Genomic DNA, 23,045 nt, shown 5'->3' on the forward strand with positions numbered 1-23,045 from the left:
ACATGGAAGATTTCTTAGCGCTTTTTCCTCCATTTCAAAAGCAAGGAGGAATTGACGATGACGAGCACAGAGCCCGCATTATGGACCAGCGCGCCGACCACAGGGTTCAAAATGCCGGTCATCGCCAAGACGATCGCAATGAAATTTAGGGCCATGGAGAACGTCAAATTGCATTTGATGGTGACCATCATGCGCTTTGCCAGGCGCAAAAGGTGGGGCAGCTCCTTGATGTCGTCGTTGACCAGCGCGATGTCGGCGGCGTCCACGGCGATGTCGCTTCCCACGCCGCCCATGGCGATGCCCACATACGCCTTTTTCAGTGCGGGTGCATCGTTGATGCCGTCCCCGATCATGCAGACATAATGTCGCTCCTTCTGGTAGGCGTCAATCCAGTGTAGCTTGTCCTCCGGCAGGCAGCCCGCATGGACCTCGTCGATTTCGAGCTGTTGGGCGATGGTCTGCGCAGCATTCTCGTGGTCGCCGGTCAGTAGGACGGGGGTGACGCCTGCCTCCTTTACAGCGCGGATCATCGCTTTGGCGTCCTCGCGCAGCGTATCGGAGAGCGCAAGGAATCCCGCGAGGGTGTGATCGATCGCCAGATAGATGACCGTGCACCCCTGGCCGAGATACCGGCCGGCCGGTTCTTTCGCCGCACGAGTCGGAATATTTTCCTCCGCGAGCAGTTCCCCATTTCCTGCCAGGACTTCCTTCCCGTCGATCCGCGCCTTTACGCCCCGCCCCGGGAGCATTTGGAATTGGTTAACCGGGGAGAGTTCCTGTTTGCCTTTGCGGCCATAGCTGGACACAATCGCCTTTCCCAAGGGATGCTCGGAGTGCGATTCGACGCTGGCCGCGTAGAGGAACAGGTCCTCCTTTGCAAAATGGTCCGAAAGGCTGTGGACGGCGACGACCTCCGGTTTCCCATAGGTGAGCGTCCCCGTTTTGTCAAACGTGATCTTGGAGACGGACGCAAGCCGCTCCAAAGCGTCGCCCTCGCGCACGAGAAAGCTGTGTTTGGTGGCATTCCCAATCGCGGCCATGATGGCGGTGGGGGTGGCCAAGACCAGGGCGCAGGGACAAAAGACCACCAGAATGGTCACCGCCCGGATGATCTCCCCGGTGATCAGCCAGGTCAAGGCGGCTGCGCTGAGGGCAATCACAACAATCCAGGTTGCCCACCGGTCTGCAATGCCGACAATCTTCGCTTTCCCGGCGTCTGCCGACTGCACCAGGCGGATCATGCGCTGGATGGAGCTGTCCTCTCCCACCTTGGCCGCCTTCATATCGAAGGAACCGAATTGGTTGACAGTCCCGCTGGATACCGGGTCACCGGGATGTTTGTCCACGGGCAGGGACTCGCCGGTCATGACCGCCTGGTTGATCGACGTTTCGCCGGAGACGATCTTCCCGTCCACCGGGATGGTTTCCCCGGGGAGGACGCGGAGCAGGTCGCCCACGCAAACCTGTTCGGCGGGGATGATTTCCTCCTGGCCGCCGGCAAGCCTGCGGGCGGTCTGGGGGGTTAGATGGACCAGCTTTTCGATGCCGGCGCGCGCTTTTGCGACGGTCAGATCCTCCAAAAGGGCGCCCAGCTGCATGATAAACGCGATCTCACCGGCGGCGAAATCTTCCCCGATGAGCACCGAGGCGATCAAAGCGATGGACACCAGCACATCGGCCTTGATGTCAAAGGCGGTTACAAGCCCGATGAAGGCTTCCAAAAGGATGGGGACGCCGCAAAGGATAATCGCAACCCAGGCGGCGTCAAAGGGGAGGGGAAGCAAATGGAAAATGCTGATGACTAAGGAAATCCCGGAGAGAACAAGACAGGCGATGTCTTTTTTCAGCCCGCCCCATTCTAAAAACCGTTCCAATGCTTGCATAGAGCACCCTTCTTTCTATACCTATGGGGGTATATGTATATAATACCTATACGGGTATAGGTTGTCAAGTATGCAAAAAATTTTTTAGAAAGAAGTACGTGCGGATTGGGCAAATGGATGATTACCAGAAGGGCACAGAAATCTTATAGTGGGGGTAAGAAATGAAAATAGAGCGTAATCTTTATAGGGCGTTTTGTGAGGGGCATGCAAAAGAAGCGGGGGATATTTTCCAAATCCAGAGCATGGAAATAAAAAGCACCGGCCGTTTTGTACAGCCGGTGTGCAAAATCATGTCATGTTGGAAAAGCGTTCAACCGCTTTTGTAAAGTTCTCGATGGTCTTGTCTGCGTCCCCGTGTTCGATCCCATCGCGTACACAGTGCTGGATATGGCCCTCCAAAACAACCTGGCCGACCTTGTGCAGCGCTGATTTTGCAGCATTGATCTGGGAAAGAACGTCCTCGCAGGGCACGTCTTCGTCGACCATCCGATCGATGGCCTGCACCTGGCCGATGATCTTTTTCAAACGGCGGTGCAAATTATCCGCGTCCATACATTGTCTCATCCTTCACGCCTCCTGTGCAACTTAGGGATATGAATCTATTATTCGCGAAAAGTTTGTGTTTGTCAAGGGCCGCTGTGCCGGATGGACTGGCGCAGGCGCGGGGCAATTTACGACCGGCCGGCTGCCGTGCGCAATCTTTTTGGTTGCACTGCGCTTTGCGCAAAACAGAACGGACCGCATGGGGCGATGGCCGCCATACGGTCCGAGGAAATCATAGAAAACGGTGGCTGAAACTTGCATAGCGCCGAAAAAGGCACGGACAGCGCTGGTACAGACTGCCCGATAGATCATCCTTCGACGGTGACGGAACAAAGCCGGATGGGGGCTTGTCCATCAAAGGTCGCATAGAGGTTGGTGCTTCCCGGGGCCAGCCCCTGCACCGAGAGCAGATACGTGCCGCTGCGGAACCGCAGTCCGGCGGTGGAAAGAATGGTCCCGTCGCCGGTGGTAAAGGTGGGCACGGCGAGGGCTCCGGATGGCTGGAACGCAAAGGTATACGAGCTTCCCTGCGCAAGGGAGAGCGTATCCGGCGTGTCGGAGGTTAAGGAAGGGACGCCGCTGCCCGGGTTGGCCAGGAAGATCGCGCAGTATTCGTCCAGGGTGAGGCCAAGGCTGTGGATTTCCGCCGCCGCCTTTTTCCCCACATAGCGCCAGTGCCATTCCTCCGTCTTATAGCCGGTGATCGCCTGTTTCCCCTCAGGATAGTGGATGATAAACCCGTATTTATAGATATTGTCCTTCGCCCATTGGTACTCCGCCGTCTCGCCAAAGCGGTTGTAGGGGAGCGAGGCGTTTTTGACGTCCACCACCAGGCCCGTTTGGTGGTCCGAATGGCCGGCGCGCGAGCTGTAGACGTCTGCGCCCTCCGTCCCGTCCTGGGCGGCGTATTGAGAATAGAGGGATTTCTGCCGGGCATAGCTGCGGTAGGCGGATTGCGCCAGGATGGTGTATCCCTCTTTTTTCGCATCCGCACAGAGCTGTTCAAAGGCGCCGGCCGCCTCGGAACGCATTTGATTGGAGACACCCACAGCAACCCGGGACGAAAGCGGGCGCAAATCGGAAGGTTCATAGCCGTCCGGAAGTTTCCAATATTTGTTGCAAAGCGCCAACAGGCCGGCAGGGTCGCTGACGGTCTGAATGTTGGTGTAAAACGGATGGTCCAGGCCGATGTTCACATAGGTGACAACGTCCCAGGGGGACATCTCCGGGTGTGCGGACTGGTAGCTCAAATAGCGCTCTTGATTGGCCGCAATATAGTGTAGGCAAGCAGAAAGCGATTCCTGCGGCGTGGGTTCCGCAAAATCAGCGGATAAGTGAATTTCGGTGGATTTCTGCACGGTTTGTCCCACCCTTTGCGCGAGCTCGAGCGGATTGTTGCGGTAGACCGCCGCACCGCTGGCGCTTTGACAGGAGGTGAGCAATAAAGCAGCTGCCACAGGAAGAAGAATCCACTTGTTTTTCATAACCGTTCTTTCACCTTTCTACCCTTTCACTCAGAAACCATTCCATATGAAATCTATAATACCGGACAGTGGCCAAAATTTCAACCGAAAATATGTGAATAATTTTCCAACATTTGCAGAAAAAATGCCGTGGCTTTTCTCGAAATCAGGTGATCCCGATTGAAAATTGACGGTTTCATTATAGCATAGTTTGCTGTGACTGTCTTCCTAAAAACTTTGGGAATATCGGGCCCTTTTTTTTGGAAGCGCTTCCCCCAGCGCCCCAAAAAACGTGTATAATGAAAGAAAAGTGCTTGAGGGTGGAAGGCGATGTTGATTGGGACTTCAAAAGGGCTGCCGGGGGAATTTTTATTGTTGTTCACCCTCCTGATTTGGGTGCTGTTTTTCCTGGTCTATCTTGGGAACCGGCACAACCGGCTGAACCGTTGGTGCTTTATCAGCGGGATGTGCTTCAGCATGGGCGTATTCAAAGAGTACCTCTATTTTACGCTGTTCCCAGCGGTCATGCAGGCGTGGCCCGGATGGATGACCGAGGAGCTCTCCCTGGATATTTATTCTGTGCTCACGGCGGTGTTGTACTATTTCGCCATGCCCGCCGCCCTGGTGTTTGGCTTCTATTTCAGCCGTATGGATGAGCGCCGCCCAAAGCTTTTCCGTTGGGCGCGCATAGGGGTCTTTGTGCCGGCGCTGCTGTTTGGCGTCTTTTATCCCTATCTGGAAACCCGCTACTACCAGCTGTACGACCGGACGTACTATCTTTGTGCAGCCCTCTACAACTGGCTTTACGGGGTCCTGCTGACGGTTTTGCTGCTCGGAACGCTTTGGCGGGAGCGGCGGACAGCCGTATACCGGCAGAAAAAGATGGTGGCCATCCTGGTCTTGGTGCCGATCTGGTATCAATTAATCAGCGCATTCCTGATTCACCTGTTGGACCTGAAGGGCCTTTTTAAGGCGTGGCAGGGAAACTTGCCGATTATCCTGTTCCTGATTATCTTCTATTTATACAATGCCTTCAAAGGCGGATTTATGGGTGCGCGCTTCCAACATGAATCGTATGAATGGAATCAGGACGGCAAATTGGTGAACCAAAGCGCGCAGTTCTTACGGCATATGCTGAAGAATGAAGTGGTCAAAATCGAATGGTGCGCCCAAAATATCCAACAGTCCGCGCCGGAGGAAGCAGCGGATTATGCCGACATCATCCTGCGGTCGACCACGCGCTTGAAGGAGCTGTCCGGCAAAGCGCTCCACTATTCCAAAGACATCGTCCTGAACCGGCAGGTGCTGCAAATAGCCCCGCTTTTGGAGGCCTGTGCAGCGGATTACCGGAAGCTCTCTCCGGGGGTCCAGGTGGAGGTCCGCTGTGGGGAGGGGGACGAATTGTTCTGTGACCGGGCGCATCTGACGGAGGTGCTCAACAACCTGTTGAACAACGCTGGGGAGGCCATGCGCGGGCAAGGCAGCATCACCGTGGAGGGGAAGCCCACAGGCCGTGGGTATCAGATCTGCGTGTCCGATACCGGGGACGGCATCGCAAAGGAACATTTGGGGCAGCTGTTTAGCCCGTATTACACGACCAAAACCAACGGCCATCACATCGGGCTGGGGCTCTATTACTGCCGGAATGTGATGCGCAAGCACGGGGGCAGCATCCAAGCCCGGCAGAACGAAACGCGCGGGACAACGTTTGTACTGCGTTTCCCAGGGGAATAAAGGTTGAGAAGGAGGATTGGGGTGAAGGACGGAACAATCGGCGTCCTGGTGGTTGAGGACGACGACGATTTTTGCTTTTTGATCGGCGACACATTGGGCCGGGAACCCGACATGCGGATCTTGGGGAGTACGGCCAGCGGCGAGGAGGCGGTGTATCTGGCCCAAAGGCTCGACCCAGACATTGTGTTGATGGATTTAAACCTCTCCTTAGAGGAATTGGACGGCATCGAAGCGGCGCGCAAAATCCGCCTGTATACGCGCGCGAAGGTGATCCTTGTGACTGCCTTTGAAGCGCAGTCCATTGTGATCGACGCCTGTAAGCGTTCGTTTGCTTCGTCCTATGTGTTTAAAAGTCAGTTTAGTATCCTGACAGAGACTGTGCGGCAGACGGCGGAGGGCCCGACGCCGCAGGAGTATCTGATTGCTTCCCTGATTTTGGCCGACCTTTCGCCAGCGGAGCAATCGGTCTGCCTGATGATGCTGGGGAGGGACGTCCACTTGCAGTCCTCCCAAAAGACCATTGCGAACCAGAAGACCGCACTTCTCAAAAAGCTGGGATTAAAAAGCCAAAAAGAGTTGGAGCACCTTTTTCACGGGATGCAGGTATAGAATGATAAAACGTCCGCGGCCCATTTACGGCGCACGGACGTTTTTGCGCCTTATGGGGCGCAAGGCGCGCCGGGCAGAGGGAGAAAAAACAAGTTTGGAATGCAAAGCAAATGATGCCCCCACTGATTGACAACAGTCGATCCTGTGGTACAATATATGGTATGCGGCATGGGAGATGCCTGGAATGGATGGAAGACGCGGGCGCCAAAAAGGGGACGGGCCCGCAACCATAGAAATCAATATAGGAGGAACGTTCATGGGAGTTTCGAAAAATGCGCGGCTGGTTTTGGAGAAGCGCTATTTAATCAAGGATGCGGACGGGAAGGCGATTGAGAGTGTGGACGGCATGTTCCAGCGCGTGGCGGGGGCGATTGCGGCCTCCGACCTGCTGCACGACAAAAACGCCGACGTGGAGCGGACCAAGAAGACCTTTTACGATATGATGACCAACCTGGAATTCCTGCCGAATTCCCCGACGCTGATGAACGCGGGCAGGCCGCTCGGCCAGCTCTCCGCGTGCTTTGTGCTGCCGGTGGAGGACAGCATGGACGAGATCTTCGAAGCGATCAAGCAGGCGGCCCTGATCCACAAGAGCGGCGGCGGGACGGGCTTTTCGTTTTCCCGCCTGCGCCAGAAGGGGAGCACGGTCAACTCCACGGGCGGCGTGGCCTCCGGCCCGATCAGCTTTATGAAGGTGTTCAACATGGCGACAGAGGCGGTCAAGCAGGGCGGGACGCGCCGCGGCGCCAATATGGGCATTTTGCGCGTGGATCATCCGGATATTTTGGAGTTCATCGACTGCAAGAGCAACAATTCCGAGATCAACAACTTCAATATTTCCGTAGGCCTCACAGAGAAATTTATGAATGCGGTGGAGTCCGGCGGGGATTATGAGCTGGTTGACCCGCACACCCGGAAAGTGGTGCAGAAGCTGCGCGCGCGGGATGTGTTTGAGCGCATCGTGGACGCGGCGTGGCGCAACGGCGAACCGGGGATCATCTTCCTGGACCGCCTGAACCGCGACAACATCGTCCCCTCCCAGGGGGAGATCGAATCCACAAACCCCTGCGGGGAGCAGCCGCTGCTGCCGTATGAATCGTGCAACCTGGGGTCGATCAACCTGACAAAGATGCTCAAGGAAGAGGACGGCGTCTATTCCTTTGACTGGAAGAAACTGGAGCGCACCGCGAAGGACGCGGTCCATTTCCTGGACAATGTGATCGACGCGAACAAGTACCCGCTCGAGAACATCGACCGCGTGACCAAGCAGACCCGGAAGATCGGCTTGGGCGTGATGGGCTGGGCGGACAGCCTGCTGCGGATGGGCATCCCGTACAACTCCCAGGAGGCGGTGGCGCTCGGGGAAAAGGTGATGAAATTTATCACCGCCTGCGGCCGCGAAGAGAGCGCGGCCCTCGCGGTACAGCGCGGCGCGTTCCCGCTGTTTGAAGAGAGCATTTTGCCGCAGGATACGCCGCAGCGCAACGGGACGATCAGCACGATTGCGCCCACCGGCACCCTCTCGATCATCGCGGGGTGCTCTTCCGGCGTGGAGCCGGTGTTCGGCTATGTGTTTATCCGCAACATCATGGACGGGACCGAGATGGTCGAGGTCAACCCCATCCTCCGGGAGGAATTGGAAAAGCGCGGCCTGTACTCCGAAGGGCTGATGCGGCGGATCGCCAAGGAGGGCACCATCGCCCACATCGAGGAGCTTCCGGAGGACCTGCGCCGGGTGTTTGTCTCGGCGCACGACATCAGCCCGGAGGATCACATCCGGATGCAGGCGGCCTTCCAGCGCGGCACGGACAATGCGGTCTCCAAGACGGTCAATTTCCGCCACGATGCAACGCGGGAGGAGGTCGCGGAGGTGTACAGCCTGGCGTTCCATCTGGGCTGCAAGGGCGTGACGATCTACCGCGACGGCAGCCGCAGCGAGCAGGTGCTCAACATCGGCAAGGTCAACAAGGAGGGCGAGGGGAAGGAGCCGCAGGACGGCGCAGCCGCGCCCATTGTCCCGCGTCCCCGCCCGGACCTGGTGCAGGGCGTGACCGAGCGCATGCAGATCGGCTGCGGGAACCTCTATGTCACGGTCAACTACGACGACAAGGGCATCTGCGAGGTCTTCACGAACACCGGCAAGGCGGGCGGATGCCCGTCCCAGAGCGAAGCGACCGCGCGCCTGGTTTCGATCTCCCTGCGCAGCGGCATCGACGTCAAGACGATCGTCAACCAGCTGCGCGGCATCCGCTGCCCGTCCACCATCCGGCAGCCGGGGCTCAAGTGCACGTCCTGCCCGGACGCAATTGCGCGCGTGATCGAAAAAGTCTGGAACCAGCAGGTGGAGCAGGGGCACTGGAAGGAATTCGCGCCCCCGGCCCCGAAGCCGCGCGGCACGGTGGACATCGCCGGCCGGATGCACTTCTGTCCGGAGTGCGGCGCAAAGCTGGAGCACGAGGGCGGCTGCGTCACCTGCCGCCAGTGCGGGTATTCCCATTGCTCCTGACCAGGGATTATCGACAAACATTCTATAAAATATAGCAGCAGGCCCGTTCCGGCGTTTGTTTCCGGAATGGGCCTGCTGCGCTATTTTGGGGGATCGGTATGAAAAAAATTCCGAAGGGCGGGGCTATTTTCAGGCGGATGGAGCCCGTCCCGGGATGCGTCCGCCGGAAGAAAGGGCCGCTATTCTTCCGCTTGGGCTTCCTTTAACAGCGAGGGGAATTCCTGCAAACGGACGGCCTTTCCCATGACAACGCCTTGTTCATTGCGGTAATAACAGATGGCCAAGGGGTTCCCATCGGAATCCTCGGTCAAGGAGGCGCAGCTGGAGGGGCCGAGCGAACCGTCCCCCAACAAGAGCTCCGGGTCAAAGGTCTCGCTGTAGCCGCCGAAGGAATAGTGGGCCATCCCGTCCTCGTCGTAGGTGACCGCCTGTTCCGAGCCCGGTACGACCGTCCCGTTGGCGATTGCATCCGCCCAATCGCCCGTGCCGGTTGCCGCACTGGATTCCTGGGAATCGTCCTCCCACGGTTCCAGAAGGGTTTCCAGGTAGGCGTCCGCCTCGGCGCGGTCCGCCTTCGCTGGGTCGAGCGGCAGGTCGAACAGGGCGCAAGCGCCGCTGTAATCCGGGTTGGTCGTGATCTCCCCGGTTTCCTCGTCGTAGGTAAAGGCGTTTTTGTCGTAAAAATCGCTGGTGCTCACGCAGAGGTATAGCCCGCGGTCCGCGAACATCTCGATGTCGTCGCATTCGATCAGGCGGTAAAGGACGCCGTCTTCGGCAAATTCCGTGTAACCGCCGTTCATGGTGGTGATGTTCACCTGCCAGGGCTTTTGCCCCTTGATTAAGGGCGAAACAAAGAACGACTCCGAGCCGTCCGCTGCCATGGCTGTCCCGTCCGTTTTGGCGATGGCCAGGACCGCATAGGTGCGCTTGGGGTTCACTTGGGAATCCGATTGGAAGCCGCTCAAGTTTTCTCCCGAGGCGATGCCCAAGAACGAAAAGGTATAGTTGCCGGAAGCGACGGTTTGATTCACGGAGACCGCATCCCCGCTTTCAAAGGCACGGGCGAGGCCGGACATGCCGGAGTGTTCGGCGGCCTCCCCAGCGGATAGGAACCGCCAGGATGCAAAGCCGGTGATGGACAGGGCGAGGACCAACGCCGCAACAAGCGCGGCCGCCAGCGGCCGCTTTTTGGAAAACCGTTTCATAGTCTGTTCCTCCTGTACACGGTTTCGGATGGTTTGGTTCAATTGGTCAGAAGGGAACTCTTTTGGCGCGAGCGCCTGCTGCAGCAGGCGGTTCAGATCGGATTCATTCATGATCGGCAGCCTCCAAACGTTTCAGGATTGCTTTGCGTGCATGGTATAACCGGCTTTTGACCGTCCCCTTGGGAAGCTTCAGCAACGAGGCGATCTCCTCGAGGGGCAGCTCCGCCGTATAGTAGAGATACAGCGGGACCCGGTGCGCGTCGTCCAACGCTTCTACGGCCCGCCGGACCATTTCCGCTTGTTCGCGGGCGATGGCGATCTCTTCCGGCTGGTCCTCTTTGGCCCCGGCGAAACGCCCTTGCAGGCCGTCCTCCGGCAGGGATTCCATGGGGGCGATGCGCTGCCGCCGGGCAAATTTCCGCCGCTTGTCCTTCCATAGGCGGAGGGCGATCGCGAGCAAAAAGGCCTTTGGATTGTCGTACCGGTCAATTTTGCGGCACAGTTCAGTGGCCTTCAGAAAGGTCTCCTGGTAGAGATCTTCCGCGTCGGGCCGGTTGGCGGCCAACCGGCAGCAAAAGCTGTAGACGGCTGCGCCATGCAGGCGAATGAGTTCGTTCAATTCCTGTATATTCAATGTTGCGTCATCCTTTGTTCGAACGAGAGGATTTTCAGGGGAGAGTCCCTTCACTCCCTATATGGTCACGGGGAAGGGGGCGGTTCAAATTTTGCAAAAATTTTGCGGATTCCGCAGCGGGCCTGGCGTTTGTAGGAAAGCGCCCCATGGGAATGGCAGCGGCCACCTAGGACGGGCTGCAAATATACAAAAATCCCGCGGATACGGCTATTGAAGGCCGTACCTGCGGGAAATTTATTCCTCAGAGGGAATGAGGTTTTTGTATTCGTGGACCTTTTCAAGAAATTCCGGCCACCGGTTGTTGTCCCGGATGGTTTGGGGGCAATTTTTGTCCATAAAGTCCGCGTGCTGTTTGACGTCGCCAAGCTGGAGGCCGTATGTATCGAGCAGGTAGGCGGTCAGCCGCGCCGCGTTGTCAAAGGTTTTTTCGAAGTCGCCGTCCTCGTTGACGCAGAGTTCCACGCCGATGCCGCAGAGATTGCCGCCGTCGCGCGTGCGCCGGTCCCCCGCATGCCAGGCGATTTCATCGTCCGGGATGTGGTGATAAATCTGGTGGTCGTCCACGGTATAATGCCAGGAGGTGTCGCCGCTCTTCCCGCTCAACAGATAGGCGCTGTGGCCCGCGGCGTCGGAACCTTCGGCGGTGTTGCCCGTCTCATGGATTACCACATATTTGATGGTGCGCCGTTCCCCGGGGCGGGCGGGCAAGGTCTCCGGGAGCAACTCCGTGTGGACGGGGATGCCAAAGATCTCCTCCGGGTAGACGCTCTCCTGCGGCTCCGGCTGGTGGCTGTTCACAACCGTCACCACCAGGAAGGCCGCCACGACCACAACAAAAACAAGGATGGGTACTGCGATGGCCCATCTGCGCCATGCAGCACCCCGTAGATCGGTTTGCATACTGTATTCGCTCTCCCAATGGCCCATAAAAGGGCTTCCCTTATTTTGTAAATTAATACTCAATCCCCCGCCGCGCGGCAACTCCAACGTCGTAGGGATGCTTTACCTTGCGGATCTCCGAAACGTAATCCGCGAGGGCCAGGAATTCCTCCGGCGGGTTGCGGCCGGTCAGGACCAATTCCAGATGGGGCGGTTTGTGCTCCACGAAGTCGAGCAGCGCCTCCGTATCCAGCATGCCTGTGGAGAGCGCCCCAAAGCACTCGTCCAGCACCAGAAGGTCGCATTCCCCGGCCTCGGCCGCCCGGCGCGCCTGCGCCAGCATCTGCGCGCTTCGCTGCGCGGCCTCCTGCCGCTCCGCTTCGTTCATCTGAAACGTAAATTTGACCACCTTCGGGGCAGGGATCAACGAAAACCCGGGGAGCAGGCGAAGGGAAGAGAGCTCGCCGGAGGAATCGTCCTTTAAGAACTGGGCGAGGAGCACCCTTTGGCCGCAACCGCAGGCCCGTGCACATAGGCCGACTGCGGCGGTGGTTTTTCCCTTCCCATCGCCGCAGTAAATGTGAATCAACCCTTTTTCCATACAGACCTCCCGCTTAGGAAATTTTTGTAAGAGCCCCCGTCTCGGACTGGAAATGGAAGATTTCCCCGGATGCTTTGGCCAGGAACAGGCCGTCCGGCGCGGGCAAAAGCTGGCAGAAATCGTCCGCCCCGCCAGCGGTATTGGTCAGGACAAGCCGGTTGTCCCCGGTGGACAGGTCAAACGCATAGATCGCGTTTGACGCGGAAGCGTCGGAGGCCGCCAATGTGTAGTAGACGATCCCGCCGGACACAGCCGGTTGGTAGAGGACGCGGCCGTCCACCAGCTTCCTGGCGCCGCCCCCGTTTGTCTGCACAGCACAGAGATTCGATTGGGCGTCTATGAAGAACAGCTCGCCCTCCCAGAGATAAAACGGGACGGATGTGTAGTTGGCGGTGAGGCGGCGCGGCTGGCCGCCGGACGCGGGCAGCGCATAGAAGCCGTCTTCCGTGGAGAAGTAGATGACCCCGTTCTCCGCGAGAAGGGCCTGGGTAATCTTGCCGCCGGTAGAACCTCCGGTGGCGGTAAACAAAATCTGCTCGGTTGTTCCATCCGGCGTTACGCGCAGGATGGCATAAGAAGCATCGCTGCCGTTGGCGAACAGATAGAGATACCCGCTGTCCGCGCCGAACACGCGCAGCGTAAAGGAGGATGTGCCGAGAAGCGCCTCCCCGGAGAAATCGCGCACCAGGGAGGTTCCATGATACAGTTTATTCTCCGACGTGTAAGAATATCCGCCGTTGGCAGCAAGCAGGCTGTCGGCGTTTGAAACCCCTGTGTCGGACAGGGTGGTTCCGTCCCAGACCATCAGTTTCCCGCCGTTTTCGCTGGAGGGATCCGGCTGAAAGTACAGCGTCCCGCCGTCCGCAGAGAACAGCGCCTGCCCGGCATCCTCCAGGGTGGAGCGGAGCATCACGCCGGGGGTTGGCGATTGATCCATGGCCTCGCTGCCGCCGGCCCCTTCCTGTACCGGCATGGGGTTCTCCTCCTGGAAAACCTGCGGGGCGCAGGAGGAATTCGCTGTGGGGGTGCCGGTGTCCGGCGGCACGGCCCCGCTTGAGGCGGTGTCCTGGACTTGCTTTTCTACGGCAGCGTCCTGGCTGGAAATGGACGCCTGCTCTTCCACTTCGCCATCCGCCGCCCCGCCCAGGGAGGCAGCCTCCGGAATGCAGCCTTCATCCATGCGGTCCTCTGCGGGGTTCCCGGCGGTAAGGGCTGCTTCCGGTTCCCCCGCCTCGGGTTCTGCTTCGCCGGCTTCTGCCCCACCGTCTAGCCCGCCGTTCCCGCCCGCCTCATCATATTGCATGACCGCAGCGGTATCGTTGCTCTTTGTGGATAAGGAGGGCTGTGTCAAATACAAAACAGGGAATACGCCGACCACCAGCAGGAGCAGCAGGGCGAAACAGACCTGCGCCGCCGGACGGCGGTAAAAGGGCTTTGCGCGCCAGACGTCTTTCACAGCCTGCTTTTCCTGCGCCTGTTCCATGCGTTTTTTCGCCAGTTCCAGCGTGCGCTGCTCGAAGTCCTCCGGAAGCCGGAGGTGGTTCATGGCGGCGCGATAGAGTTCGGTGTTTTCCTGCGGCCCACGGCCTTCGTCCTGTTTCATTCGTCAAACCCTCCTTTCAAACTCTTTTTTAAAGCGGCGCGCCCGCGCGCCAGCCAGGTGCCCACCGTGGCGGGCTTTTTATGTAGAAGTTCTGCGATTTCATTGATGCTGTAGCCTTCATAATAGTGAAGATGAATCACATTTCGATAATTTTGTGGCAAAGCCAGGACCGCCTGCATAACGCCGGTTTCCTCCTCGGGCAGATAGCTGAGGTCTTCCGAGAGCCCTTCGGTGTGGCGGTTCCAAAAGCTTTTGACATGGTTCTTGCAGCGGTTGATGGTAACACGGATCAACCACGCTTTTTCGTGCTCTTCGCTGTCAAACTGCGGACGCTTTGTAAGCACGCTGATAAAAACCTCCTGCGCAATGTCCTGGGCGTCCTGTAGGTTTTTTACATTGGAGAAAGCGATGCGCAGTACCATAGAAGAATATTTTTGCAGCAGTTCGGTGAATTCCGCCTGCTCCTTCTGTTCCACCTCGCGTCCTCCTCTCCTCTAGTAATAATACAAACTACACGGCCGAAACTTTTCAAGGGTTGACAAATTCCGCCGGTAGCTGAAATTCTTCCCAAAGGGCGGTAGGCCCCAGGGAAGTCCATGCAATTGTCTCTATTATAAAAGAAAGAGGCGGTTTATACAAGGGCACGCAGGCAACCGTCCGCCTCTGAAAAAATTTCCAGGATCAAGCGCGCCCCCAGGCGGACTCCGTCGATGAAGGATTCCTCGCAGGAGAGGGACTGGATATCCAGGTTGTGCTGGACCAGGGCGGCATAGAGCTGCTTTTCCGCGCTGGTGAGCAGGGGCAGAAGTTTTTCCTCCGTCTCGGTGAGATCGTTGACCAGACGGCCATAGGGCGAGTCCGGGAGGAACGCCTTTCCGCTGGGATTGAGATTCCCATAATAGAGGTCTTGCAGGATGGTTTTCATGGTGGATGCTCCTTTCTAGCTTATTAAGCTTAATAATATTATAAAGCTTATGTGAGTTGTATGCAAGTCCATCAGGCAATATAATAAAGAAAGAGAGAAAGGAGCGGTGAGATGGGTGATTTAAAATATCGGGAACGCCTATCCTCTTCGGTGGATAAGGGGCTATATAGAGCGATCCGCAAGTATTCCATTGAGACACGGATTCCCCTTTCAAAATTACTGGATGAAGCGATCGAAGATTTTTTGAAGAAGAACGGCGTTTCCTATGAGATAGAAGACAATCTGAGAAGAAACCTGTAACATAAGTGAAAGCAAGATCCTTTTCAGAAAAGGAATGCAGGGAAATTGCCGACGCACTTGGCTGCGAATACGAGGGATTTTTCTTCTTGGAAAACGGCAATCGCATATAGTGCGTTCCTGAAAAGGGGCGGCAGAAGAACCAGCCGGGCACGGATTCGTGCCCGGCTGGTGTGCGTTTCCAGCTAAAAAACAAGCTCTGGAACGGGAGAATACGCTTAGCAAAACCAGAAAAGGATATTCGCGCATGGAATACAGGGATTCTTTTGCAAGTTATCAGGAAAACATAAAATAGTCTTCACACAGCGGTCACATTGCACTGGCATAATAAAATCACACCGAGGGGGACGGAAGGAACCCAAGGGATGAAACAGACAACCATCCATTGATATAGAGGATTTCTTGGAAAGGAAATGATTTTATGTATAATCCGAATGAAATGGACAATACTTTGAACGAAGAACACAACAACACGCAGGAAATGCATCCGGAGACGGACGCTGCTTCCGTAGAACAGGCAAATTTTGAAAATACAGAGGGATCCAGCAAGGAACCCTATGAAGCGACAGAGAATGGTTCTGCTGAAACTACAAATACCGTTCCAGAGGAACAAGCTTCCAATGAAGCACATGCCGAACAAACACAGGCGCCGTCTTATACGTCCGCTTACACCAATCCTACAAACAGCTATTCCCATTATCAAGCCAATCCCTATGGCCAGCAGCCGTACAACGCATACCACCAATCGCAGGGGAATCCATCCTACTCTCCTTACGGTGGGTATTCCGGCAGCGCCAATGGACAAAGCGATTACAGCGAGCACCAAAGCCAGGTAATGTGGCAGGGCGACTATTACCACAGCTATCAGAACCCATACGCACAGGCAGCCCAGAAGCCGCAAAAGCCGAAAAAAGAAAAGAAGCCGATGTCCAAAGGCAAAAAGACAGCCCTGAAGGTTGTAGCCGGCGTGATGGCGTGCTTGATGGTTTCCGTCGGCTCCATCGGCGGCTTTGTCGCCCTGATTAACAATGGTTATATCTCCGTCAATAACTCTGGGAACTCCACAGAACCGGCGTTTACCATCAACAAACTGGTGGATAACAATCAGCCGGCCAGCACAGTATCCGGTGAACTGACTCCCCAAGAGGTGGCAAAGAAGGTCATCCCGTCTGTGGTATGCATCCAGAATTATCAGAGAAGCAACAATAATTCGATGTTCTTCTTCGGTGGAGGGGCGCAGAGCGGTGACGCGGGCGATGAAGTCTCTCCGGTGAGCGAGGGTTCCGGCATCATTGCGACAAGCGATGGCTATATCATCACCAACGCCCACGTGGTGGAGGGTGCCTCTTCCCTGAAAGTGATTTTGTCGGACGGCACAAGCTATGAGGCGCAGCTGGTTGGCAGCGACAGCATCACCGATTTGGCCGTCATTAAGATCGATGCAACTGGTCTGCAAGCCGCAGAATTTGGTTCCTCCGGCGATTTGGAGGTTGGCGACAGCGTCATGGCAATCGGCAACCCGGGCGGCTTGGAACTGAGTTCCAGCGTGACGCAGGGCATCGTTTCCGCCCTGAACCGCCAGATTACCAACAGTGAAACCGGCTACACGATGGATTGCATCCAGACCGATACCGCCATTAACCCCGGCAACTCCGGCGGCGCACTGGTCAACATGTATGGCCAGGTGGTTGGTATCAACTCCAGCAAAATCGTGGCGGAAGGCTACGAAGGGTTGGGCTTTGCAATCCCGATTGACGATGCACAGTCCGTTATCAGCAATTTGAAGGAATACGGCTATGTGAAAGACAGAGCGGTGCTCGGCATCACCGGCCAGTATTTGGACAGCATGTCCGCCCGTTTTTATGGCCTGACCTCCGGCATGTATGTAGCGTCCATCAGCAATGAATCCGTTTCGAACGCGGGCATTACCCAGGGATGCATCATCACAAAGATCGATGATACGAACATCACAAGCAGCAGTACCATCACTTCTTATGTGAGCAAGTTGAAGCCGGGCGACACGGTGACCTTGACCGTGGTCAACGATCTGACAGGACGCACATTCACTGCGGATGTAACGCTGGTACAGGCCAGCGGCCAATAATCGATTACAAGACTCTTTTTCATAAATTCTTCCTTATCCAAACCGGGAGGGGCGGGGCCGAAAGGCTCCGCCCCTTTCGGTTTTGTGGATTTATTATAGCATTACACTGCATGGCGGTTGGCAGACCGTTAACGCCGGGGGCTTGTGGCTGAATTTGCGGGAAATATTTACATTCCATCAAAGAGGCCAGAAACAGTGAAACAAAAACGACTCTCTTAGATGGCCAGCGGCCATCTAAGAGAGTCGTTTTTCTAAAATTTTAATACGGACCCGGTTTACGGAGCACAACCCGCTTGGCATCCCGGCAAAATCGGAATCCGGCCAGAGAAATCCAGGAGGGTGCTTTCCCGTTACCGCACAGGCGTATAGTTGATGACGGCTTCCTCGTCGGTCGCTTCCAGCTTGAAAATGACCGGACGCAGGCCGTCGTTGCAGCTGCAAATCGCCACGCCCGGCTTGCGGATCCAATCTCCGTAGTAGAAGAGCCCGTTTTCTGCGCCGTGGGCCAGGGCGAACACATACTGATAGATCGCTTTCCAAGCCTCGTCGCAGAACCCTTCCGGCTTTGCGTGGTCCGCATAGAACACTTGCCCGGCCTTCATCATGGGGCATGCGGTCAGCCCCTCAACGCCGTACTCCCTGGAGAGTTCTTCATCCAGCGTTGTTTTTAAGACCGTGATTCGAACTTTTTTCATGCAAGCTCCCCCTACAAATATTTTTCTATTCAGCGGAAAGGGCTTCCAGCTCTTCCAACCATAGGCGTGCGCTGGCGTCGCTGGGCATCCGCCAGTCGCCGCGCGGAGAGAGCGCGACCGTGCCGACCTTGGGGCCGTCCGGCAAGCAGGACCGCTTAAACTGCTGCGCAAAGAAGCGCCGGTAGAAAGTGTATAGCCATTTATAGATGGTGGCGGCGTCATAAGTGCCCGAAAAGGTGCGCAGCGCCATCCGGTAAATCTTTGACGGAGGGAAACCAAAGCGAAGCATGTGATAGAGGAAGAAGTCGTGCAGCTCGTACGGGCCGACCAGGCTTTCCGTCTTCTGCGAGATCACGCCGTCCACGGGCGGCAAAAGCTCGGGGCTGACCGGGGTGTCCAGGATGTCTTCCAGCACTTCGCAGAGCGCGCCGCCGGACTGCTGGGCGGCATAGTGGACCAGGTGGCGCACCAGGGTTTTGGGCACGGAGGCGTTGACCGCATACATGGACATGTGATCGCCGTTGTAGGTCGCCCAGCCGAGCGCCAGCTCGGAGAGGTCCCCGGTCCCGATGACCAAGCCGCCGTTCTGATTGGCCAGGTCCATCAAGATTTGGGTGCGCTCGCGCGCCTGGGCGTTTTCATACGTCACGTCGTGTACCGTGGGATCGTGGCCAATGTCCTGGAAATGGCCGCTCACCGCGTCGCCGATCGGCACGGTGCAAAAATCGACCCCCAGAAGCTCGGCCAGCTTTTCCGCGTTGCCCTTGGTGCGGCCGGTGGTGCCGAATCCGGGCATGGTCACAGCCAAAATGCCCTTGCGGGGCAGGGAAAGCGCGTCGAATGCGCGCACGGTCACCAGCAGCGCCAGGGTGGAATCCAACCCCCCGGAGAGCCCCACCACGGCATGTTGGACGCCGGTGTGGGCTAAGCGGGTCTTTAATCCGGATGCCTGGAGATGCAGGATCATCTCGCAGCGGCCGGAAAGGTCCTGCGCATCCTGGGGCACAAAGGGGAGGCGCGCAAACGGGCGCGTCAGGGTCAGCTCCGGAAGGGATAGGGAGAAGGGGATGGGCGCCGGGCCGCCGAAGCGGTCCGCCCAGGTGTTTGCGCGGCGGCGCTCCTGCACCAGGCGCTGCAAATCGACCTCTGCGGTGACCAGCCCGGTGGTAAAGGGCTGGCTTTCCGCCAGGATCGCGCCGTTCTCTGCGAGCAAATCGTGCCCGGCAAAGACCAGGTCGGTGGAGGATTCTCCCTCCCCGGCATCCGCATAGGCATAGGCGCAGAAGAGCCGCGCCGATTGGTCGCGGACCAGGCTGCGGCGGTAATTCGCCTTGCCGATTACTTCGTCGCTGGCGGAGGGGTTCAGGAGCACTGTCGCCCCGCATTGGGCCATGCGGCTGGAGGGCGGCTCCGGGACCCAGAGATCCTCGCAGATCTCCACGCCCACGGTGAACTCCGGCGCATCCGCGCAAGAATAGATCCGTTCACGCCCGAGCAAGGTCTCCTGCCCACAGAATGTGACCGGGATAGGCGTGTCCGGTGCGGGCGAAAAATGGCGCGCCTCATAGAATTCGCTGTAGTTTGGAATATGGCTTTTGGCCGTGAGGCCCAACAGCTTTCCCCGGCAGAATACGGCGGCCACATTGTAAAGCGACGCGCCAAACGCGGCGGGAAGGCCCACAACGGCCAGAAGATGGTACGAAGCGCTTTCCTCTATGAGTTCCTGAAGCGCGCGTTCCGCCGCTTGCAACAGCGTCGTATCGTGGAAGAGATCGCCGCAGGTATAGCCTGTCAAGCAGAGCTCCGGGAACACAATGGCGCTGACGCCCTGCTCGTTGGCAGCGCGCAGCAATGCGGAGATGGCCGCTTTGTTGGAGACGCAATCTGCCACGCGAATGTGCGGGGTGGCGGCGGCGATCCGAAGAAACCCGTCATTTTTCATGGTCGACATCCTTTCCTTGCTACTTTTCGAAATGAAATCGCTTAGCCCTCCGCTCCGGGTATTTTTCCTATATGCTGCGTGCGGGAGGGGGAGCCGTAGGATTCCAGGGATATTGGCGGGAGAGTTCCCAATTTCTTTGCAGGAACCGGTTCCCAAACACGGAACAAGAAAAAAGGGCGATGCAGCTTTCTGCATCGCCGGTTGACGTCCGTGTCAACGGATGGAATAGTCTTTTTCCAATTTCTTGTCCGTCGGCGCACACACTACATCCGGCAACTGCGGGGACAGCGGGTCGAATGATTCCGCCGTATAATGCCGCATCGCACGGTTAATCCGGCGCATGTTGGTTAAACAGCCGCGCATGGATTTCTTTTCGTTGTGCATGCGGAGTACGTACCAGTAACAGCAAAGCGCGGTTTTTCGCGTGAGCGCAAGATAGCTTTTGCGGTATTGGCAGAACTGGCCGCTCTTTTCCAGTGACACGCGCACCATCGCAACGGCGCGGATAAAATCGTTGATCTTGCTGGCGTTGATGGTGGCCAAGGTGCTGCCGCTGCGCTGTACATAATAATAGAGGGGTTCATCCAGGATGGCGATGCGCTCTGCATGGGCAAACACGCGGTTTGCGGTCGCCATGTCTTCAAACGCGATGCTTGGAAACTGGATGTTGTAATCGGTAAACAGGGAACGCTTGTACATTTTGTTCCATACCAGGCTTTGGATCTGCATATCGCGCAAAAGCTTGTTCATCGCTTCTTCGCGGGTCAATACCCCGCTGCACCGGAACGGGTATTCAAAGGTAAAGCCGGAGTTTGGAAAGAGATAATAATAGTAACAGCAGGAAATCTGTGCGTCGTTCTCCACACAGGCGTTGTACAAACGCTCCAAGAAGTTGGGCGCAACGTAATCGTCGCTGTCGATAAAACAGATATATTCCCCGCGGGCGAGGCTCAAGCCGCGGTTGCGCGCTTTGGACATGCCGCGGTTTTTCTGATCGATTACGGTGATAAAATCATATTTTTGCTCAAATTCACGCAGAATATCCAGGGAGTGATCGGTGGAACCATCGTTGACAGCGATAATCTCCCGATCCTGAAAGGTCTGTTTTACAAGGCTGGTAAGGCATTTGCGCAAAAATTTCTCCACGTTATAAACAGGGATGATGATGCTGACCGTGGGCGCTTTTGCTTCCATCTTTCAGACAGGCCTCCTTTCTTTGATTTCAGGTTACCCCGTACGGGATTAGCCGACGGGTGTGATGGGCGCTTCCGGGTCCGGCTGCACATCGGCCGAGGTTTCGGCGCCGCTGTCCGGCACGGTGGGGACCACCGTCCCATCCGTTGTGGCGGGCGGCTGTTCCGAAGAGGAATCTGCCGGCTGCTCCGTTGTGGGCGGCGTAGTGGTTTCCGGTTCGCTGTTGGTCGCAGGCGGTGTGGTGGTCTCCGGCGTGGAGGAAGCAGGCGGCGTGGTGGTTTCCGGCGTTGACGAAGATGGCGTCTCGCTGTTGGAAGCCGTGCCGTTGACCGGCTTGCCGGTATAATCCACCAGGACGGCCGTTGCCGGGTCGGTGTCCGGCCCGATGGAATAATAGGCCGGCGCAGGGCGGTAATACGAATTCGGAAGTTTTTCGGTCTTTACCACCTGGCCGTTTTTGTAATAAATGCGCTGTGCGCTGGCGCGGTATCCTTCCCGCGGTGCGGCGTCGTAGTGCATCGTTCCTTTTGCCATGGAATTGTCCACAGTGTACTTTGGCGTGGAATCGGGCTGGATGGTTTCCGTCAACTGGGAGGTAATCTCAATGGTATCATAGTCCGGAGATTGATACCCATACATGGTGACGGTCAATGTTTTTCCGCTCATGCCCGCGGAAATATACACAGGGTAATTTGTGGGGTTTTTAAACGAGAAGTTTAAATCCGGATAGCTGACCGCCGCATCCTGCCCAATGGGGCAATACGTCGCCTTGATCGAGTGGGAGGAGCGCTGCACGATCTCCATGGCGGACCGCAGGGCGGCGCCATAGATGGTGGTGCTCGTCTGGCAGACGCCGCCGCCATAGGACGGGACAAACTTGCCGTTGATGATGGCGTTCGCCTGCTTATATCCCTTTTCAGGGGTCGTATTCCCGACCACCTGCCAGTAGTCAAAGGTGCCGCCCGCCGGGATGCAGGTGCCGTTGACCGCTTCCAACGCGAGCCGCATGTTGGTGTTCCCGTTGCTGGTGTTGGTGGACACGGTGCTGTAGGTACCCAGCTTTTTCATATTGGCTTTGAGGTCTGCTGTGGACACCTGGTATGCTGTTTCGGTGACAGGCACTTCGACCGTGCCGGTCCCGCCTTCCTGTAGCAGGGCTTCGACCTGCTGGGTAAGTTCGTCGATATTGACCGTTACGCCGTTCTGCCCCTCTTCAAACGTAAAGGTTTCGCTCGCAGCGTCGAACGATTTAACGGTGGCGTCCTTTGCCGCCTGGTTGACCTCCTGGGTGAGCGTGGTCAAGGTTTCCTTGAGGTTGGTGGTGTCGGGCGTTGCGGTGATCTCATATGTTTTGGGCTGCGTCTCCAATGAGGAGAGAAGATCTTCGTCGGCCTGTTTGCCGTATTCGAAGGCCTCTTGCAGCACCTCATCCGTATTGTATGTGTAGGTAAAATTGGAGTTGGTCAATGTCCAGCTCTTATCGCCGGAGGTGAGGGTGATGTTGCAGGTGCTCAAGGACGGTTCCACGGCCTTGACCGCAGCGGTGGCCTCCTCCAGGGTCATGCCCTCGAGGTCAATCCCCTCGACCACAATCCCTTTCGGGAAAGTGGTGCGCTCCGCCGTTTGTTCCACGCCTGGTTCCTCGGAGGAAACCTGTGGGTCACCGAGCATTTTGATGCCGGCGCCGACTGCACAGACCACCACGACGGCTGCCAGAACACAGCCCCCGATGATCCATAGCCGTTTATGGTTTGTCTTGGACGCACCAGAATAGATATCGCGTCCGCTGTCTTGCTGTCTGTAATATCTTTTGCCGCTCATTTGGTGCCTCCCTATCTCTATCACAGGCCCTTGCGGGCCGCCGCTATTTTTTGCATACGCCGCCACTCAATCCTGCGGATTTAATAGTATGATATAACTTTTTTGAATAAAAGTAAAGTTACAGCTTTATCATTAATCACGCCAATTCCTGGCGGTTTACTTGCCATTTGCCTTTTTACGGGCATAATCGTTGTTTTTTAAGGGGTAGCGCAGAGATATCGGGATATTTTTGCAAGCGGCCCTTTCCAAGGATGCCTCCTTTTGTAGCGGATGGAGAAGATTTCGTGGTTCGTGTTGAATCGCCCTGAATATATGATATAATAATGAAATCAAAAGAGTTGTCGAAATCGTCCAAGGCAGGATAAATTTGCGGAAAAAGGATTTTTCCAATGCCAAAGGAGGGTCTT

Annotated in this window: 19 protein-coding genes; 5 read left to right on the forward strand and 14 right to left on the reverse strand. The window is 56.8% G+C overall.

The features are described from left to right. Window positions 1-14: 14 nt before the first annotated feature. The 3 genes from I2E77_RS09985 to I2E77_RS09995 form a co-directional block, all read right to left on the reverse strand. Window positions 15-1,883 (reverse strand): heavy metal translocating P-type ATPase, encoded by a 1,869-nt coding sequence (locus tag I2E77_RS09985; RefSeq protein WP_195451157.1) that lies wholly within the window; start codon window positions 1,881-1,883, stop codon window positions 15-17. A 288-nt stretch (window positions 1,884-2,171) separates the two neighbouring features. Beyond that, window positions 2,172-2,447, reverse strand: coding sequence for a metal-sensing transcriptional repressor (locus I2E77_RS09990; RefSeq protein WP_087231095.1), 276 nt, complete (start codon window positions 2,445-2,447; stop codon window positions 2,172-2,174). Window positions 2,448-2,734: 287 nt separating this feature from the next. Further along, on the reverse strand, window positions 2,735-3,910 hold the full coding sequence (locus I2E77_RS09995) for a M15 family metallopeptidase (protein ID WP_195451158.1): 1,176 nt from the start codon (window positions 3,908-3,910) through the stop codon (window positions 2,735-2,737). 309 nt (window positions 3,911-4,219) lie between these two features. Between I2E77_RS09995 and I2E77_RS10000 the strand changes: the two genes are divergently transcribed. The 3 genes from I2E77_RS10000 (at window position 4,220) to I2E77_RS10010 (ending at window position 8,738) form a co-directional block, all read left to right on the forward strand. Continuing rightward, window positions 4,220-5,623, forward strand: a complete 1,404-nt coding sequence (locus I2E77_RS10000; RefSeq protein ID WP_087231101.1) for a sensor histidine kinase — start codon at window positions 4,220-4,222, stop codon at window positions 5,621-5,623. A gap of 21 nt (window positions 5,624-5,644) precedes the next feature. Then, window positions 5,645-6,232, forward strand: a complete 588-nt coding sequence (locus I2E77_RS10005; protein ID WP_087231104.1) for a response regulator — start codon at window positions 5,645-5,647, stop codon at window positions 6,230-6,232. 256 nt (window positions 6,233-6,488) lie between these two features. Next, window positions 6,489-8,738: a vitamin B12-dependent ribonucleotide reductase gene (locus tag I2E77_RS10010; RefSeq protein ID WP_195451159.1), complete on the forward strand. Its 2,250-nt coding sequence runs from the start codon at window positions 6,489-6,491 to the stop codon at window positions 8,736-8,738. Between the two features lie 179 nt (window positions 8,739-8,917). Here I2E77_RS10010 and I2E77_RS10015 read toward each other — a convergent pair whose 3' ends face one another. The 7 genes from I2E77_RS10015 to I2E77_RS10045 form a co-directional block, all read right to left on the reverse strand. After that, window positions 8,918-10,054, reverse strand: coding sequence for a hypothetical protein (locus I2E77_RS10015; protein WP_195451160.1), 1,137 nt, complete (start codon window positions 10,052-10,054; stop codon window positions 8,918-8,920). Then, complete coding sequence (locus I2E77_RS10020) at window positions 10,047-10,577, reverse strand: RNA polymerase sigma factor (protein ID WP_195451161.1); 531 nt, start codon at window positions 10,575-10,577, stop codon at window positions 10,047-10,049. Before I2E77_RS10020 ends, I2E77_RS10015 begins: the two co-directional genes overlap by 8 nt. A 234-nt stretch (window positions 10,578-10,811) precedes the next feature. Then, complete coding sequence (locus I2E77_RS10025; RefSeq protein ID WP_195451162.1) at window positions 10,812-11,504, reverse strand: peptidoglycan recognition protein family protein; 693 nt, start codon at window positions 11,502-11,504, stop codon at window positions 10,812-10,814. A gap of 25 nt (window positions 11,505-11,529) precedes the next feature. Next, window positions 11,530-12,057 (reverse strand): cob(I)yrinic acid a,c-diamide adenosyltransferase, encoded by a 528-nt coding sequence (locus I2E77_RS10030; RefSeq protein ID WP_087231118.1) that lies wholly within the window; start codon window positions 12,055-12,057, stop codon window positions 11,530-11,532. A gap of 13 nt (window positions 12,058-12,070) precedes the next feature. Continuing rightward, entirely contained in the window at window positions 12,071-13,660 is a 1,590-nt protein-coding gene (locus tag I2E77_RS10035; RefSeq protein WP_195451163.1) for a hypothetical protein, read from the reverse strand. Next, window positions 13,657-14,136, reverse strand: a complete 480-nt coding sequence (locus I2E77_RS10040) for an RNA polymerase sigma factor (RefSeq protein ID WP_237966906.1) — start codon at window positions 14,134-14,136, stop codon at window positions 13,657-13,659. The genes I2E77_RS10035 and I2E77_RS10040 overlap by 4 nt, the downstream gene beginning before the upstream one ends. A 155-nt stretch (window positions 14,137-14,291) precedes the next feature. Beyond that, window positions 14,292-14,585: a DUF6809 family protein gene (locus I2E77_RS10045; RefSeq protein WP_087231124.1), complete on the reverse strand. Its 294-nt coding sequence runs from the start codon at window positions 14,583-14,585 to the stop codon at window positions 14,292-14,294. Window positions 14,586-14,696: 111 nt separating this feature from the next. Here I2E77_RS10045 and I2E77_RS10050 point away from each other — a divergent pair, with 111 nt between their 5' ends. Continuing rightward, on the forward strand, window positions 14,697-14,885 hold the full coding sequence (locus tag I2E77_RS10050; RefSeq protein ID WP_087231127.1) for a ribbon-helix-helix domain-containing protein: 189 nt from the start codon (window positions 14,697-14,699) through the stop codon (window positions 14,883-14,885). A 418-nt stretch (window positions 14,886-15,303) separates the two neighbouring features. Then, window positions 15,304-16,986: a S1C family serine protease gene (locus I2E77_RS10055; RefSeq protein WP_243252589.1), complete on the forward strand. Its 1,683-nt coding sequence runs from the start codon at window positions 15,304-15,306 to the stop codon at window positions 16,984-16,986. A 350-nt stretch (window positions 16,987-17,336) separates the two neighbouring features. Here I2E77_RS10055 and I2E77_RS10060 read toward each other — a convergent pair whose 3' ends face one another. From I2E77_RS10060 to I2E77_RS14105, 4 genes are all read right to left on the reverse strand, one after another. After that, window positions 17,337-17,681 carry a TIGR04076 family protein gene (locus I2E77_RS10060; protein ID WP_191395855.1) on the reverse strand — a complete coding sequence of 115 codons (345 nt, stop codon included), beginning with the start codon at window positions 17,679-17,681 and terminating at the stop codon, window positions 17,337-17,339. Window positions 17,682-17,706: 25 nt separating this feature from the next. Next, window positions 17,707-19,623 carry an NAD(+) synthase gene (locus I2E77_RS10065; RefSeq protein WP_207727290.1) on the reverse strand — a complete coding sequence of 639 codons (1,917 nt, stop codon included), beginning with the start codon at window positions 19,621-19,623 and terminating at the stop codon, window positions 17,707-17,709. Window positions 19,624-19,836: 213 nt separating this feature from the next. Next, the gene (locus I2E77_RS10070; RefSeq protein ID WP_195451164.1) at window positions 19,837-20,817 is read right to left on the reverse strand and encodes a glycosyltransferase; all 981 of its coding nucleotides are present in this window, start codon (window positions 20,815-20,817) and stop codon (window positions 19,837-19,839) included. A 48-nt stretch (window positions 20,818-20,865) separates the two neighbouring features. Beyond that, the gene (locus I2E77_RS14105) at window positions 20,866-22,638 is read right to left on the reverse strand and encodes a VanW family protein (protein WP_195451165.1); all 1,773 of its coding nucleotides are present in this window, start codon (window positions 22,636-22,638) and stop codon (window positions 20,866-20,868) included. Window positions 22,639-23,045 lie beyond the last annotated feature (407 nt).

This window comes from Anaeromassilibacillus sp. 1001302B_160321_C8 (assembly GCF_015554745.1).
GTDB lineage: Bacteria > Bacillota > Clostridia > Oscillospirales > Acutalibacteraceae > Anaeromassilibacillus > Anaeromassilibacillus stercoravium.